The organism is Bradyrhizobium sp. 153 (assembly GCF_023073835.1).
In the GTDB taxonomy this organism is placed as follows: Bacteria; Pseudomonadota; Alphaproteobacteria; order Rhizobiales; family Xanthobacteraceae; genus Bradyrhizobium.
In genome coordinates, this window is sequence record NZ_JADPKH010000074.1 from 360,971 (window position 1) to 376,817 (window position 15,847).

Sequence of the window (15,847 nt, forward strand, 5' to 3'; positions counted from 1 at the left end):
GTCCCGCTCTCTTTCGGCATTCAAGCCTATCACGGCCAAAGTCCCACCCGGAACCAAAACCCCATGGCCGGGTTGGGGTTCCAAAACGCCTTGAAAACGCTGGAGAATGGAATGGCCCCGCGTGCCTATTGGAAGGGAACGTTGAAGCTCTCGCTGGTCAGCTGCCTCGTCGTGCTCTACCCCGCTGCAACCGCCGCCGAGAAGACGCGGTTTCATCTCATCAACCGCGAGACCGGGAACCGGCTCAAGCAGCAGATGATCGATTCCGAGACCGGCGACGTCGTCGAGAGCGACCAGAAGGGCCGCGGCTACGAGCTGCGCAAGGGCAAGTATGTCGAGATCGAGCCGGAGGAGCTCGAAGCGGTGCAGATCGAGAGCAACCACACCATCGACATCGAGAGCTTCGTGCCGCGCGAGGAGATCGACAAGCGTTACCTTAACCACCCCTATTACATCGCGCCCGACGGCAAGGCCGCGGCCGACGCCTTTGCCGTGATCCGCGATGCGATGAAGGATCAGGACCGCGTGGCCCTCGCGAAAATCGTGCTCACCAATCGCGAGCACGTGATGGCGATCGAGCCTCTCGGCAAGGGCCTGCTCGGCACCACGCTGCGCTATCCGTACGAGCTGCGCGACGAGGACCAGTTCTTCGATGACATCAAGAGCCCGAAGATCACCAAGGACATGGTCGAGCTCGCCGGTCACATCCTGCACAGCAAGGCCGCGCATTTCGACCCTAGCGAATTCAAGGACGAGTACGAGAACGCGCTGAAGGCGCTGGTGAAGCGCAAGGCCAGCGGCAAGAAGATCGAGCTGCCGCAGCCCGAGGAGCGGCCGAGCAACGTCGTCAGCCTCATGGACGCGCTGAAGCAGAGCCTGAAGGGGCGCGGAGGCGGGAAGACATCGGCGAAGCCCCACGCGCGCCGGTCGACCGGGCGGCATCGCAGCGCGAAGAAGGCGCACCGGTCGACGGCAAGGCATCGCAAGGCAGGCTGACTGTCATTCCGGCGCGACGCAAGGCATCGCCCCCGGAATGACGGCTGGTCTAATCACCCGCCTTCAGCCTGTATCCGATTCCCGTCTCGGTCAGCACATAGTGCGGCCGTTCCGGGTCGGCTTCGATCTTCTGGCGGAGCTGGCGGACATAGACGCGCAGATATTGCGCGTCGGTCAGCTCGTCCCAGAGCTCCTTGAGCAGGAAGCGATGGGTGAGCACCTTGCCGGCGTGCTGCACCAGGACGCGAAGGAGATCGTATTCCTTCGGTGACAGCTTCACCTCGCGCTCGCCGACCTTGACGATGCGGCGGACGAGATCGACGGAGAGATCGCCGGTGCGAAACACAGGGCGCTCGCCTTTGACTTGAAGCTGGTGGCGCAGCGCGGCACGCAAGCGGGCCAGAAGCTCTTCCATGCCGAACGGCTTGGTCAGGTAATCGTCGGCGCCGAGATCGAGCGCCTGCACTTTGCCGGCCTCGTCGCCGCGGCTCGACAGCACCACGATCGGCACCTCCTCGTTGCGGGCGCGGATGGTGCGCAGCAGCTCGTGTCCCTGCACGTCGGGCAGGCCGAGATCGAGGATGATCAGCGCCGGCTCCTCGGCAAGCCTGTCCAGCGCGGTCTTGCCGTTCGACGCCTCCAGAATCTCATAGCCCTGCGTCGTCAGCCCCATCCGCAGCAGTTTACGGATCGGCGGCTCGTCATCGATGACCAGGACCTTGATCGGGGCAGCACTCACGCGGCGGTATCCAATGCGTGGGTCTGCACTGGGACGGGCAGACGGATGGTGAGGATCGCGCCGCTCCGGTCGCTGCGGTTGGCGGCCGAGATCGTGCCCCGCATCGCCTCGACGAAACCACGGGAGATAGCGAGGCCGAGGCCGGTACCGGGCCGGATATGATCACCCTTCTGCACGCGATAGAACTTGTCGAACACGCTCTCGAGCTCGTCGGGTGGGATGCCGCCGCCCTCATCGGCGATCTGGAGAACGATCTCATCCCGCTCGCGCTGACTGCGGATCGCGATCGTGGTGTCGGGCGCCGAGTATTTCGCGGCGTTGTCGAGCAGGTTGAACAGCACTTGCTCGAACAGCACGGCATCGAGCTCGAGCATCGGCACATCGGCCGCCAGCGCAAGCTCGACCTTGTGAGCAGCGAGGATCTTGGCCGCTCGCCGCAGCGCGCTACCGACGATCTCGCCGAGATCGTGCAGCGCCGTATTGGGCACGATGGCGCCGGATTCGAGCTTGGTCATGTCGAGCAGATTGGCAATGAAGCGGTTGAGCCGTTCGGACTCGTCGATCACGGTCGCGAGCAGGTCGCGCTTCTCGGTGTCAGAGAGCGCGCCGTCGAGGTCGCGCATGGTGGAGGCCGCCCCAAGGACCGAGGCGAGCGGCGTCTTCAAATCGTGCGAGATCGAGGTCAGGAGCGCCGAACGCAGCCGTTCGGATTCGACAGTGCGCTTGACGCGATCCATGTCCTCGACCAGCAGCACGCGTTCGATTGCGAGCGCGCCCTGGTCGACCAGCGCATCGAGCAGCCGGCGCTGGTCCGGGGTCAATAGCGGGCCGGTGCGGTCGTTGTCGATGCCGATGACGCCGATCGGACCACGGCCGGTGCGCATCGGCAGGAACAGCCGTTTCGCACCCGGCAGGGTGTCCGAGCCGCGGCCTGCGGTGCGGTCGTTGCTCCAGGCCCAATTGGCGGCGGCGAGGTCGGCCTGATCGAGCTCATCCTCCGGCGGATAGCCGGATTTCACCGTGAGCAGGCCCTCTTCCGGCAGCAGCAACACGACGCGGACCTTCAGCATCAGCGCGATCTGATAGGCGGTTGCCCACAACACATCGTCGAGCGTGCCGGTGCCGGCGAGCTTGCGGCTGAAGGCATGGAGCTGCTCGGTCATCCGGATCCGGCCGATCGCGGTGTCGGCCTGGATGCGCACACGTGCCGCGACATTGGAGACGATCATCGCCACCACCACGAACAGCACGAAGGCGGCAACGTTGGTCGGGTCGGTGATCGTGAAGGTATAGATCGGCGGCAGGAAGAAGAAATTGTAGCACAGCGAGGCCGCGACGGTCGCGAGCAGCGACGGCCACAGGCCGTAGCGGACCGCAACCGCGACCACCGCCGTCAGCAGCACGAGGTCGACGTTCTCGATGCCGAACCGGGGCTGGACCAGCTCCGCGGCGCCGAGCCCGATCAGCACGATCCCGAGCGCCTTCAGATAGGGCAGCGGGTTGAACGGCTCCGCGCGCGCAGCGGTCTGTACCGCGGTCTTGGGCACGGCCTCGCCGGGCAGCTCGTCACCGGCGATGACGTGGACGGTGATGTTGCCGGCGCGGCGCACCAGGTCATGCACGACTGAGCCGCGCGCTATCTCGAACCAGCGCGAGCGGGTCGACTTGCCGATCACGATCTGGGTGACGTTGTTGCCTTGTGCGAAGTTCACGACGTCGTCGGCGATGCGGCGGCCCACAGCGGGAATCGTCAGCGCCTCGCCGCCGAGCGATTCGGCAAGCCGCAGCGTATCGGCCAGCCGGTCGCGCTCCTCGTCGGAAAGCTGGAGCGAGCGGCGCGTCTCGATCGAGAGCGCGGTGAACGGGGCATGCAGCCGATCGGCCAGCCGCTTGGTATAGCGCACCAGCCCGGCCGCGCGCGGATCCTCGCTGACGCAGACGAGGATACGTTCGCCCGCAGCCCAGGGACCGGCGATGGCGTTCGCCTGCATGTGGGTGAGGAGCTGCTCGTCGACCCGCTCGGCCGTGCGCCGCAAGGCGAGCTCGCGCAACGCGGTCAGATTGCCCGGCGAGAAATAATGCTCCAGCGCCCGCTCGGCTTGCCTCGGCACATAGACCTTGCCCTCCTTCAGCCGCTGAATCAGGTCGTCGGGCGTGAGGTCGATCAGCTCGATCGCATCGGCGCGATCGAACACCGAATCCGGCACCGTCTCGCGCACCCGCACATGGGTAATCTGGGCGACGACGTCGTTCAGGCTCTCGATGTGCTGGATGTTGACGGCGGTATAGACGTCGATGCCGCGGGAGAGCAGTTCCTCGACATCGAGATAGCGCTTGGGGTGGCGGCTGCCGACCGCGTTGGTGTGGGCGAGTTCGTCGACCAGCGCAATTTGCGGCCGCCGCGCGATCACGGCATCGAGGTCCATCTCCTCGACGATCTGGCCGCGGTAGTCGATCCTCTTGCGGGGGACCATTTCGAGCCCGCGCACCAGCGCCTCGGTCTCAGCCCGGCCGTGGGTCTCGACGAAGCCGACCACGACGTCGATGCCGGCTTTGCGCTTGGCGTGGGCGCTTTGCAGCATCTCGTAGGTCTTGCCGACGCCCGGGGCGGCGCCCACGAAGATCTTCAGCTTGCCGCTCGCGCTTTCTGCCCGACGCGCGGTTTCCAGCAACGCATCGGGCGACGGACGTTGTTCGGGATCGCGGCGCGGTTGAACCATCAGGCCAATATAATCATCCCGGCGTGCTGAGCCTAGACTACTTCGCGGCGCGGTCGAGCGCGAGATTCAGCGCCAGCACGTTGACGCGGGGCTCGCCGATCAGGCCCAGCAAACGGCCTTCGGTATTGGCAGTCACGAGCTGCCTGACCTGGTCCTCCGGCACATTCCGTGCCTTCGCCACGCGCGGCACCTGGAATTGCGCCGCTTCCGGCGAGATGTCGGGATCAAGACCGCTAGCTGACGTCGTCACCAGATCGACCGGTATCGGCGCGGATGGATTTTCTACCTTCAGCTTGTCCACATCTTCCTTCAGCCGGTCGGCCAGCGCCTTGCTGGTGGGGCCGAGATTGGAGCCGCCCGAATTGGCAGCGTTGTAGGGCGCCGGCACAGTTTTGGTCGAATCATTGGGATCGGGCGCCAGCGTCGCCGAGGGACGACCGCGGAAATATTTGTCGTCCTTGAACTCCTGCCCGATCAGAGCGGATCCGACCACCCTGCCGTCCCTTTCGATTAGGCTGCCCTGCGCCTGCACCGGAAACAACGTGCCGGCGATGGCAGTCATTGCGAGCGGATAGGCAAGGCCCGTAATGGCGGTGAGCACCAGCAAGAGCACGATGCCGGGGCGAATTTCTCTGAGCATGATGGGTCTCCAGTTATTTCATCATTACAAGCGAAGCGAAGCAATCCAGAGTTTCTCCGCGGCGGCAGCCAGGATTGCATCGTCGCTTCGCTCCTCGCAATGAGGGGACTAAGCCAAATGCAAGGCGGTGACGACGAGGTCGATCGCCTTGATGCCGATGAAGGGAATAACGATGCCGCCGAGGCCGTAGATCAAGAGGTTGCGGCGGAGCAGCGCGCCGGCACCGACAGCGCGGTAGGCGACGCCCTTCAGCGCCAGTGGAATCAACGCCACGATGATGAGGGCATTGAAGATGATCGCCGACAGGATGGCGCTCTGCGGGCTCGACAGGCTCATGACGTTGAGCACGTTGAGTTGGGGGTAAAACGCCAGGAACATCGCCGGGATGATCGCAAAATACTTGGCGACATCGTTGGCGATGGAGAACGTGGTCAGCGCACCGCGCGTCATCAAGAGCTGCTTGCCGATCTCGACCACCTCGATCAGCTTGGTCGGGTTGGAGTCGAGATCGACCATGTTGCCGGCCTCACGGGCGGCCTGGGTGCCGGTGTTCATGGCGACACCGACATCGGCCTGCGCGAGCGCCGGCGCATCGTTGGTACCGTCGCCGCACATGGCGACCAGCTTGCCCTTGGCCTGCTCATCGCGAATCAGCCGGAGCTTGTCCTCGGGGGTGGCCTGCGCCAGGAAGTCGTCGACGCCCGCTTCCGCCGCGATCGCGGCCGCCGTCATCGGGTTGTCGCCTGTAATCATGATGGTGCGGATACCCATGCGGCGCAGCTCGGCGAAGCGTTCGCGGATGCCGCCCTTGACGATGTCCTTGAGCTGGATGACGCCGAGCAGCTTGCCGTCCCTGGCGACCGCGAGCGGCGTGCCGCCGGCCTTCGAGATATCATCGGCAATAGTCTGGATCTCGCGACCGAGATCCGACAGGGCGGCCGGCTGGGTCGCCCGCGGCACGTTGCCGGAGGCAATCGCCAGCGGCGCGCCGCCGTCAACATAGTTCAGCATGGCGTCGACAGCGCCCTTGCGCACCGACGCGCCACCGGCATCAACGCCGCTCATGCGGGTCTGCGCCGTGAATGGGATGAAGGTCGCGCCAAGCTCGGCCATGTCCCGGCCGCGAATGCCGTATTTCTCCTTCGCCAGCACCACGATGGAACGGCCTTCCGGAGTCTCGTCCGCGAGCGAGGCCAACTGAGCTGCATCCGCCAGCTCCTGCTCGGTCACTCCGCGCACGGGACGGAAGGCGGTCGCCTGCCGGTTGCCGAGCGTGATGGTGCCGGTCTTGTCCAGCAGCAGTGTGTCGACGTCGCCGGCCGCCTCGACCGCGCGGCCGGACATCGCCAGCACGTTGAAGCGTACCAGACGGTCCATGCCGGCGATGCCGATCGCCGACAACAGCGCGCCGATGGTGGTCGGGATCAGCGTCACGAACAGCGCGACCAGCACGATCACCGAGATCGAGCCGCCGGCATAGGCCGCATAGCTGGGGATGGTGACGGTGGCGAACACGAAGATGACAGTGAGACCGGCGAGCAAGATGTTGAGCGCGATCTCGTTCGGGGTCTTCTGCCGCTCGGCGCCCTCGACCAGCTTGATCATGCGATCGATGAAGGTCGAGCCCTGGGCTGCCGTGATACGGACGCGGATCCAGTCCGACAGCACCTGCGTGCCACCCGTGACCGCAGAGCGGTCACCGCCGGATTCGCGGATCACGGGCGCGGACTCGCCGGTGATGGCGGCCTCGTTGACGGAGGCGACGCCCTCGATCACCTCGCCGTCGGAAGGGATGGTGTCGCCGGCCTCGACCAGCACGATGTCGCCTACTTTCAGGCTCGTGCCCGGCACGAGCTTGAAATTCTCGCCAGCACCAGTGAGGAGCTTGGCCTGGCTTTCCGTGCGGGTCTTGCGCAGCGATTCGGCCTGCGCCTTGCCGCGGCCTTCGGCCACGGCTTCGGCGAAATTGGCGAACAGCACCGTGAACCAGAGCCAGACGATGATCTGGAAGGTGAAGCCGAGGTTCGCGCCGCCAATGACGAGGTCGCGCAGGGAGATCACAGTCGTGAGCACTGCAACGACCTCGACAACGAACATGACGGGATTCTTCACCATCAGACGCGGATCGAGCTTGGCGAAGGAGGCGCGGATCGCGGGCATCACGATTCTGGGATCGAGCATTGCCGACATCGGCGCACGTTTTTGCAGTTTCATCGTATCCATGGAGGTCACTCCAACAATCAGAACAGGTTGCCGGCGTTCATCGCCAGATGTTCGACGATCGGGCCGAGCGCGAGCGCCGGGAAGAAGGTCAGGCCGCCCATAATCAGGATGACGCCGACCACGAGGCCGACGAACAGGCCTCCGGTGGTCGGGAACGTGCCCACGGACGCCGGGATCGATTTCTTCTCCGCAAGCGAGCCCGCGATCGCCATGGCCGGGACGATCATGAAGAAGCGGCCGACGAACATCGCGCTTGCCAGCGTCAGGTTGTAGAAGAAGGTGTTGCCGGTGAGCCCGGCGAAGGCCGAGCCGTTGTTGCCGGCCGCCGATGTGAAGGCGTAGAGCACTTCGGTGAAGCCGTGCGGGCCGGCATTCGCCATGGAGGCGACTGCCGTCGGATAGACCACGCCGACGGCGGTCCAGCCGAGGATCATCAGCGGCAGCACCAGGATCGCCAGCATAGCCATCTTGACCTCACGCGCCTCGATTTTCTTGCCGACATATTCCGGGGTGCGGCCAACCATAAGGCCCGCGACGAAGATCGCGAGGATGACGAACAGCAGCATGCCGTACATGCCGGCGCCAACGCCGCCGACGATGATTTCGCCGAGCTCCATGTTGATCAGCGGGATCATGCCGCCGAGTGCGGTAAAACTGTCATGCATCGCGTTGACAGCGCCGCACGAGGCGGCGGTGGTGACGACGGCAAACAGCGAGGATGCGATGATGCCGAACCGGACCTCCTTGCCTTCCATGTTGCCGCCGGTCAGGCCCAGCGCATGGAGCGTCGCGGTGCCGTTTGCTTCCGCCCAACAGGTGATGGCGACGCCAGCCAGGAACAGCACGCCCATCACGGAGAGGATTGCCCAGCCCTGGCGCTGGTTGCCGACCATGCGGCCGAATACGTTGGTGAGTGCGGCGCCGAGTGCAAAGATCGAGAGCATCTGCACGAAATTCGACAGCGCGGTCGGGTTCTCGAAGGGATGAGCGGCGTTGGCGTTGAAGAAGCCGCCACCGTTGGTGCCGAGCATCTTGATCGCGACCTGGGAAGCGACCGGCCCGACCGCGATGGTTTGCTTGGCGCCTTCGAGCGTCGTCGCCTCGATATACGGCCCGAGCGTCTGCGGCATGCCCTGCCAGACCAGGAACAGCGCATAGACGACGCAGATCGGCAGCAGCACGTAGAGCGTACACCGGGTGACGTCGATCCAGAAATTGCCGACCGTGCGCATCGAGGCGCGCGAGAAGCCGCGGATCCAGGCCATCGCCAGCGCGATGCCGGTCGCGGCCGACAGGAAGTTCTGGTGCGTCAGGCCGAGCATCTGCACGAGATAGGACAGCGTGCTCTCGCCGCCGTAGTTCTGCCAGTTGGTGTTGGTGATAAAGGAGACCGCGGTGTTGAAGGAGAGATCCTCGGCGACCGCGCCCTGCCCGGCCGGATTGAACGGCAGCACGGCCTGAAGGCGCATCACGCCGTAGATGATGAGGAAGCCGCCGACATGGAACAGCAACATGGCGACCGTGTAGGTCAGCCAATGCTGCTCGCGCTTCTCGTCGACGCCGGAAATCCTGTAAATGCCGGCCTCGATCGGACGCAGTACCGGCGAGAGGAAGGTGCGCTCGCCGTTGAACACGCGCGTCATGTACCCGCCGAGCGGTTTTGCGAGCGCAACGATAATGGCGCAAAACAGAATGATCTGGAGCCAACCGATCATAGTCATGGAATCAACCCTTCAGGCATGGTTCCGGCGTAGCAGAGGCAGAAGCACCGTCAGCAGGCCGGCGACGAGCATGGCGTCCGCCAGCAACAATTCGAGAATCAGCAGCACGGCTCAGAACCGCTCGGGCCGCAGCAGCGCGTAGGTGAGATAGGCCAGGAGGCCGAACGAAACGGCACCGGCGAGGGCATAATCGAAGATCATGATCCGCTCCGTCACAGCCGTTCGCAGGTATAGGTGTAGCCGATCGCGAGCGCGAACAGGCCGAAGGCCAGGGCCAGCATCACAATGTCCATCATGGAGATACTCCTCGTTGCGCCCTGATGTCAGGCGCAACCGCTTCTCGGGGATCCGACGAGCTCGAAGGAAACGCAGGCGCATTTCCGCGGGGCTCCGGCCGGGACTTTTGACCGCGCTGAAGTGACACCACGGGCATAGGTTTTCGAGATGAGGCCCATGGCGACGTTATAGGAATCTCATAAAGGCCGTAGCCGCCACACCGACATATCATTCCGGGCGATCGTTCCGGACAGGCACGCGGCGATGCAATCCGATCATCGCTTGCGCTGCCGATCGTTACGTCAGGCGGACTCCGGGGTTTCCAAAAAGCCCTGCTTCTATAAGTCTCCACCTGCGGCGCAGCCGACAGTCGCATCTGTCGCTCCTACCCGGAAGACTCCATGCACTTATGAAATCCATATATCTCTCGCCCGATCCTCATCTCGCTTTCAAATACCCTCCCGGCCATCTTGGCAATGCCGGCCGACTGACCGACGCAAATTCCAGGAGGCCTGATATGACCGCCTCACTCCGACGCCTTGACCCGCCTTCCCTGAGCGAGCGGCTTCGCGCGGCACCGGCGATGACACGGGCGCTGATGCTCGACATCATCGAGCACGCCTGCCGGCGCGTTCCCTCGCTCGGGCAAAGCGAACGCACCACACGGATCGTGCGCCTGATCGACGTCGAGGCCTGGGCCGATGCGGCGCTGGCGCTGGTGGAGCTCGAGCTGCCGAGGTGGCAGGTCCGCCGTATCGCCTATGACGAGGGCGAGTGGCATTGCGCGCTGTCGCGCGAACGCGAGTTGCCGGACTGGCTCGACACCGCGGTCGAGGCGCGCCATGTCGACCTTTCGCTTGCCCTGTTGTCGGCCTTCGCTGAAGTCCGGACCGAGCGTGCGGAGACACCGCGACCGAGCGTTTCTTCTGTCCGTCCGCTGCGAGAGCCACTCTACCAGCCGATCACGTGCGACAATTTCGGCTAGACGCTCCTAATGGAAGGACACCAGAAATGTCGACGCTGCGCAGAGCCCGGCTCAAACGTATCGTCCGGCATGGGCTCGCCGTCCTCTCGATGGGCAGCGTGCTCACAGCGCTGATCGCGCTGAGGACAGCAATTCTGTGCCTCGCGAGATAACGCATGATCGGACTCAAGATCATCATCCTGGCATTGATGGCTGCACTGCTGCTCGGCATGCGCATCGGCGCGGCGCCCGCCCCGGACAAGTAGCATGCATCCCTTCAAGGGACACCTGGAGCACGTGATCACCACGACCGTCCTGACCAAAGCGTTGAGCCTGATCTGGGGCGCGATCCTGACGCTCGTGATCACGCTTCTGGCACGCAGGCTCGGCGCCTAGCTGCTCACGGGCCATGCGCATGGCGATCGACCGCGAATAGACCACGTCTGCCTATGAGGCGAGCAACCGGGCACGCAGCGCAGTACGCGATGCCCAGTTGAGGCGGCATATCCCGCGGAAAAGACTCGGCCGATCTGGCGCAATTTCACGGAACCGTGTAGAGCGGTTTTATGAGCACAAGCAGCGTCAACGTGGTCGCCCACCCCCTGGTCCAGCACAAGCTCTCCTTGATGCGCGAGAAGGACCGCTCGACCAAGAGCTTTCGCGAGATCCTGAACGAGATCGGGATGCTGCTCGGCTACGAGGTGACGCGCGACCTGCCGCTGGAGCTGGTGGACATCGAGACGCCGATCGCCCCGATGCAGGCGCCGAAGATCGCCGGCAAGAAGCTCACCCTGGCGCCGATCCTGCGCGCGGGCGTCGGCTTCCTCGACGGCATGCTGGCGCTGATGCCCTCGGCGCGCATCGCTCATATCGGGCTCTACCGCGACCCCGAGACGTTGCAAGCCGTGGAATATTACTTCAAGGCACCGCAGGACCTGTCCGATCGCACCGTGATCCTGATGGATCCGATGCTGGCCACCGGCAATTCGGCCTGCGCCGGCGCGTCCCTGCTCAAGGCGCGCGGTGCCCGCGACATCCGCTTCGTCTGCCTCTTGGCCGCGCCCGAGGGCATCGCGCAGTTCCAGAGCGAGCATCCCGACGTGCCGGTCTGGACCGCCGCCATCGACGAGCGGCTCAACGACCACGGCTATATCGTGCCGGGCCTGGGCGATGCCGGCGATCGGATGTTCGGCACCAAGTAGACAGCTTTGCACGATCGGGTTACTCCGATTGCATGCTGATCGACAGATGTTCGCTGCAATCGCTGCTCCCGACCGAGACCGCCAGTCGCGTCCTCATGTTCGATGGCACGCCGATCTCGCGTGCGGAGCTCTCAGGAAGGATCGAGCAGACCGCCGCCTGGCTGGCCGCGCAGGGCATCGGGAGGGGCGACGTCGTCGCCGTCTGGCTGGTCAACCGGATCGAATGGCTCGCACTGCTGTTCGCCGCCGGCCGCCTGGGCGCGGTCGTCGCCGCCGTCAATACGCGCTATCGCAGTGCGGAGGTCGCGCATCTGCTCCGCCTGTCCGGTGCCAAGCTGATGGTGGTCGAGGCCGCGTTCCGCTCGATCGATTTTGCCGCCATTCTCGCCGGTGTCGCCAAGGACGAGGTGCCCGCGCTGCAACAGCTTGCCGTGGTGGGCAAGACCGCGATCCCCGCGCAATGGCCGAGTGTGCGGTTCGATGCCTTCGACAGGTCTTATCCGCCTGCCCCGCCGGCTCAGGAGGACGTCGATCTGCCCGTCCTGCTGTACACGACATCGGGCACGACGAAGGGCCCGAAGCTCGTCGCCCATTCGCAGCGGACGCTGGCGACGCATGCCGCGTCCGTCGCCAAGGCGCTGCAGCTTGATCCGCAGCGCCATTCGCTGCTGGCGATGCTGCCGTTATGCGGCACTTTTGGCATGACAAGCATGCTCGGTTTCATCGCAGCGGGCGCGACCATCCATGTACTCGATGCTTTCGAGGCGGCGCCGGCCGTGAGGATCCTCGGCGAGTGCAGGATCACGCATTCGTTCGGCTCGGACGAGATGTTCCGCCGCATCCTCGCGCTCACCGATGCACCACGACCGTTTCCGCATCTCGAAATCTGCGGCTTCGCCGCATTCCAGCCCGGCTGGCGCGAGTTGGCCGCGGAGGCCGAAGTGCGCGGTATGCCGCTGTTCGGCTTGTACGGTTCGAGCGAGGTGCAGGCGCTGTTCTCGATCGGCCGCGGCAGCGATGCCTTCGCCGATCGCATCGAAGGCGGCGGCTGGCCGATGTCGCCGGACGCGAAAATCCGCATCCGCGATGTCGAGACCGGCGAGCTTGCGGCCCGGGGCGGCTCCGGCGAGATCGAGATCAGCGCGCCGTCATGCTTCCTCGGCTACTTCAACAATCCCGAGGCGACGCGGGAAGCGATCACCGCCGATGGCTTCTTCCGCACCGGCGACATCGGCCGGCTGCGCGGGGATGGTTCGTTCGTCTACGAGACCCGTGCCGGCGATGCGATGCGGCTCGGCGGCTTCCTGGTCGCGCCCGGCGAGATCGAAGACGAGCTCAAATCGTGCGCGGGTGTCGCCGACGCCCAGGTGGTCGCGATCGACCTGAAGGGACAGGCCCGCTGCGTCGCCTTCGTAATTCCAGCTGGAGAGCCACCACGACAGGAAGCGCTAATCGCCCATGTGCGCGAGCGGCTCGCCGGCTACAAGGTGCCGGCGCGGGTCTATGTCGTGGATGCCTTCCCCGTCACCGACAGCGCCAATGGCGTCAAGATTCAGCGCGCCCGGCTTCGTGCCATGGCCATGGACCGGATCGCCGCTGAATAGGAACAGCCTTTTGAGCTTGCGCCCGAAGGTCGCTCAGTAAGACTTGGCGAGGCCAAGCACCTTTTCCGCGATGAAGCTGAGCGCGAGCTGCGGACTGACCGGCGCGATGCGCGGAATCAGGATCTCGCGCAAATAGCGCTCGACATGGAATTCCTTGGCATAGCCGAAGCCGCCATGGGTCATCACCGCCTGCTCGCAAGCCGAGAAGCCTGCCTCGCCAGCGAGATACTTTGCCGCATTGGCGGCGGCGCCGCAGGGCATGCGCTTGTCGTATTGCCAGGCCGCCGACATCACCATCAGCCAGGCCGCCTCGAGCTCGACCCAGTTCACCGCCAGCGGATGCTGGATGCCCTGATTCTTGCCGATGGGCCGGTTGAACACCACACGCGTCTTGGCGTATTCGGTCGCACGCGATAGCGCGAGCTTGCCGAGACCGACCGCTTCCGCCGCGATCAGGATACGCTCCGGGTTCATGCCTTCGAGGATGTACTCGAAGCCTTTGCCTTCCTCGCCGATCCGATCCTCCATCGGGATTTCAAAATCCTCGAAGAACAGCTCGTTGGAATCGACGATCTTGCGGCCCATCTTCTCGATCTCGTGGACCTTAATCTTGTTGCGGTCGAAATCGGTGTAGAACAGGCTGAGGCCGTGGGTCGGCGAGCGCACCTGTTCCAGCGGGGTGGTGCGCGCCAGCAGCAGGATCTTGTGCGCGACCTGCGCGGTCGATATCCACACCTTCTGGCCGTTGACGATGTAGCGATCGTTCTTGGCGACCGCGCGGGTCTTGAGCTGGGTGGTGTTGAGACCGGTGTTGGGCTCGGTAACCGCGAAACAGGCTTTCTCGCGACCCTCGACCATCGGCGGCAGCATGCGCTTGCGCTGCTCCTCGGTGCCGAACACGACGACGGGGTTGAGTCCGAACACGTTGATATGCACCGCGGACGCGCCGGACATGCCGGCACCTGATTCCGCGATGGTGCGCATCATGATCGCGGCTTCGGTAATGCCTAGCCCGGAGCCGCCATACTCCTCCGGCACGCAGATGCCGAGCCAGCCGGCATCTGCCAGCGCCTTGTGAAAGTCGTGCGGGAAGCCGCCGTCGTGATCCTTCTTCAGCCAATAGGCATCGGGAAAGCCTTCGCAGATCTTGGCGATGGCGTCGCGAATGGCTTCCTGCTGATCGGTGAGCGCGAAATCCATGTTCTTGATCTCCGTGCTAGGAGCCGCGGCGACTCACGTGCCCGATCTTTGAGCCCACCCAACCGGCGATGGAAGATTGCCGCGCCGGACCTTCCCTCGCTTGCGTTCTTTAGCTCGAAAAACTCAGTACAGATACGTGAATTTGCCTGCCAAGTGCGTGTACCATGCATAGGGTCATGCGGCGCGACGGTGCGAGCGCGTCGTTATTTCGCAAGGAGGGAAACCGCGATGGCCGGACTTTATTTCGAGGACTTCTCCGTAGGCCAGGAGTTCAGGCATCCGCTGACCCGGACCGTCACGGAGATGGACAACACCATGTTCAGCCTGCTGACGCTCAATCCGCAGCCGCTGCACATCGATGCGCATTTCGCCGAGAAGACCGAGTTCGGCCAGCGCATTTTCAACAGTCTTTACACCCTCGGTATCATGATCGGCATGACGGTCTATGATACGACCCTCGGGACCACTGTTGCCAATCTCGGCATGACCGACGTCACTTTTCCAAAGCCGGTCTTCCACGGCGACACGTTGCGGGCGACGACGAAGGTGCTTTCGTTGCGGGAATCGAAATCGCGCCCGAGGGCAGGCATCGTCGAGTTCGAGCACCACGCCCTCAACCAGAACGACGAGATCGTCGGCAAATGCCGGCGCATGGCGATGATGCACAAGAGGCCGGTCTGATGCGTTCGATGCTGTTCGTGCCGGGTGATTCCCCGCGCAAATTCGAGAAAGCGAGCGAAGGCAAGGCCGACGCGCTGATCATAGACCTCGAGGATTCCGTCGTCGCCGAGAAGAAGGAGCAGGCGCGCGGGTTGACGCTGGCGATGCTGAAGGGCTCTCGCGGCCCGCACCAGCTCTATGTCCGTGTCAACGCGCTCGACACCGGCATGACGCTTGTCGATCTCGCCACGGTGATGCCGGGCAAGCCCGACGGCATCGTGCTGCCGAAATCGCAAGGCGGCGACGATGTGCGGCAGGTGGCGACCTGGCTCGAAGCGTTCGAGGCGGCGGCCGGCATCGCGGTCGGCGCGACGCGCATCGTCTGCGTCGCGACGGAGACCGCCGGCTCCATCTTCGGGCTTGGCAGCTACAAAGGCTGCTCCCCTCGCCTCGCTGGACTGATGTGGGGTGCCGAAGATCTCTCGGCTTCGCTCGGCGCCACCGAGAAAGCCTCGGGCGGCGTGTTCCACAGCCCCTATCGGCTCGCGCGCGATCTCTGCCTGATGGCGGCGGCCGCGGCCGAGGTTGCGCCGATCGACACCGTCTATACCGACATTGACAATCTCGCCGGCCTCGACGCCGAGACGCGCGCGGCACGGCGCGACGGTTTTGCAGCCAAGGCGCTGATCCATCCCAAGCATGTCGATGTCGTCAACGCGGCCTTCGAGCCGACGGAGGCCGAACGCACATGGGCGGAGAAGGTAATCGCGGCATTCGCGAGCAATCCGAATGCCGGCACGCTGCGGCTCGACGGCCAGATGATCGACAAGCCGCATCTTCGCGCCGCGAAGAAGATCCTGGGCCAACCCTAGATCGCCGTCACTTCGGCTGACCGCGCGGGC

The 15,847-nt window shown here is 64.5% G+C and carries 14 protein-coding genes; 7 read left to right on the forward strand and 7 right to left on the reverse strand.

The features are described 5' to 3' along the window. The first annotated feature begins 111 nt into the window (after nucleotides 1-111). Entirely contained in the window at nucleotides 112-996 is an 885-nt protein-coding gene (locus IVA91_RS18340; protein ID WP_247459043.1) for a Ku protein, read from the forward strand. Between the two features lie 49 nt (nucleotides 997-1,045). On the opposite strand, the gene IVA91_RS18345 is transcribed toward IVA91_RS18340, so the two are convergent. The 6 genes from IVA91_RS18345 to IVA91_RS18370 form a co-directional block, all read right to left on the reverse strand. Then, a complete protein-coding gene (locus IVA91_RS18345) occupies nucleotides 1,046-1,735 on the reverse strand; it encodes a response regulator transcription factor (protein WP_247278331.1) in 690 nt (229 codons plus the stop codon). Beyond that, nucleotides 1,732-4,455, reverse strand: a complete 2,724-nt coding sequence (locus IVA91_RS18350) for a sensor histidine kinase KdpD (protein WP_247278330.1) — start codon at nucleotides 4,453-4,455, stop codon at nucleotides 1,732-1,734. Before IVA91_RS18350 ends, IVA91_RS18345 begins: the two co-directional genes overlap by 4 nt. A 37-nt stretch (nucleotides 4,456-4,492) precedes the next feature. After that, nucleotides 4,493-5,095 carry a K(+)-transporting ATPase subunit C gene (locus IVA91_RS18355; protein ID WP_247278329.1) on the reverse strand — a complete coding sequence of 201 codons (603 nt, stop codon included), beginning with the start codon at nucleotides 5,093-5,095 and terminating at the stop codon, nucleotides 4,493-4,495. Between the two features lie 108 nt (nucleotides 5,096-5,203). After that, nucleotides 5,204-7,318 (reverse strand): potassium-transporting ATPase subunit KdpB, encoded by a 2,115-nt coding sequence (gene kdpB, locus IVA91_RS18360; RefSeq protein WP_247278328.1) that lies wholly within the window; start codon nucleotides 7,316-7,318, stop codon nucleotides 5,204-5,206. 17 nt (nucleotides 7,319-7,335) lie between these two features. Continuing rightward, nucleotides 7,336-9,039, reverse strand: coding sequence for a potassium-transporting ATPase subunit KdpA (gene kdpA / locus IVA91_RS18365; protein WP_247459044.1), 1,704 nt, complete (start codon nucleotides 9,037-9,039; stop codon nucleotides 7,336-7,338). A 111-nt stretch (nucleotides 9,040-9,150) separates the two neighbouring features. After that, complete coding sequence (locus IVA91_RS18370) at nucleotides 9,151-9,240, reverse strand: K(+)-transporting ATPase subunit F (protein WP_049823729.1); 90 nt, start codon at nucleotides 9,238-9,240, stop codon at nucleotides 9,151-9,153. A gap of 592 nt (nucleotides 9,241-9,832) precedes the next feature. Here IVA91_RS18370 and IVA91_RS18375 point away from each other — a divergent pair. The 4 genes from IVA91_RS18375 (at nucleotide 9,833) to IVA91_RS18385 (ending at nucleotide 13,085) form a co-directional block, all read left to right on the forward strand. Beyond that, complete coding sequence (locus IVA91_RS18375) at nucleotides 9,833-10,300, forward strand: hypothetical protein (RefSeq protein ID WP_247278326.1); 468 nt, start codon at nucleotides 9,833-9,835, stop codon at nucleotides 10,298-10,300. 246 nt (nucleotides 10,301-10,546) lie between these two features. Then, a complete protein-coding gene (locus tag IVA91_RS36830) occupies nucleotides 10,547-10,675 on the forward strand; it encodes a hypothetical protein (protein ID WP_256464592.1) in 129 nt (42 codons plus the stop codon). Nucleotides 10,676-10,845: 170 nt separating this feature from the next. Then, on the forward strand, nucleotides 10,846-11,481 hold the full coding sequence (upp, locus tag IVA91_RS18380; RefSeq protein WP_130216606.1) for a uracil phosphoribosyltransferase: 636 nt from the start codon (nucleotides 10,846-10,848) through the stop codon (nucleotides 11,479-11,481). Between the two features lie 32 nt (nucleotides 11,482-11,513). Continuing rightward, nucleotides 11,514-13,085, forward strand: a complete 1,572-nt coding sequence (locus tag IVA91_RS18385) for an AMP-binding protein (protein WP_247278325.1) — start codon at nucleotides 11,514-11,516, stop codon at nucleotides 13,083-13,085. 33 nt (nucleotides 13,086-13,118) lie between these two features. Here the strand turns inward: IVA91_RS18385 and IVA91_RS18390 are convergent, their stop codons facing one another. Beyond that, a complete protein-coding gene (locus IVA91_RS18390; protein WP_247278324.1) occupies nucleotides 13,119-14,285 on the reverse strand; it encodes an acyl-CoA dehydrogenase family protein in 1,167 nt (388 codons plus the stop codon). A gap of 228 nt (nucleotides 14,286-14,513) precedes the next feature. Between IVA91_RS18390 and IVA91_RS18395 the strand changes: the two genes are divergently transcribed. Both IVA91_RS18395 and IVA91_RS18400 read left to right on the forward strand, forming a co-directional pair. Then, nucleotides 14,514-14,966 carry a MaoC family dehydratase gene (locus IVA91_RS18395; RefSeq protein ID WP_126255091.1) on the forward strand — a complete coding sequence of 151 codons (453 nt, stop codon included), beginning with the start codon at nucleotides 14,514-14,516 and terminating at the stop codon, nucleotides 14,964-14,966. After that, complete coding sequence (locus tag IVA91_RS18400; protein ID WP_247420958.1) at nucleotides 14,966-15,817, forward strand: CoA ester lyase; 852 nt, start codon at nucleotides 14,966-14,968, stop codon at nucleotides 15,815-15,817. Before IVA91_RS18395 ends, IVA91_RS18400 begins: the two co-directional genes overlap by 1 nt. Nucleotides 15,818-15,847 lie beyond the last annotated feature (30 nt).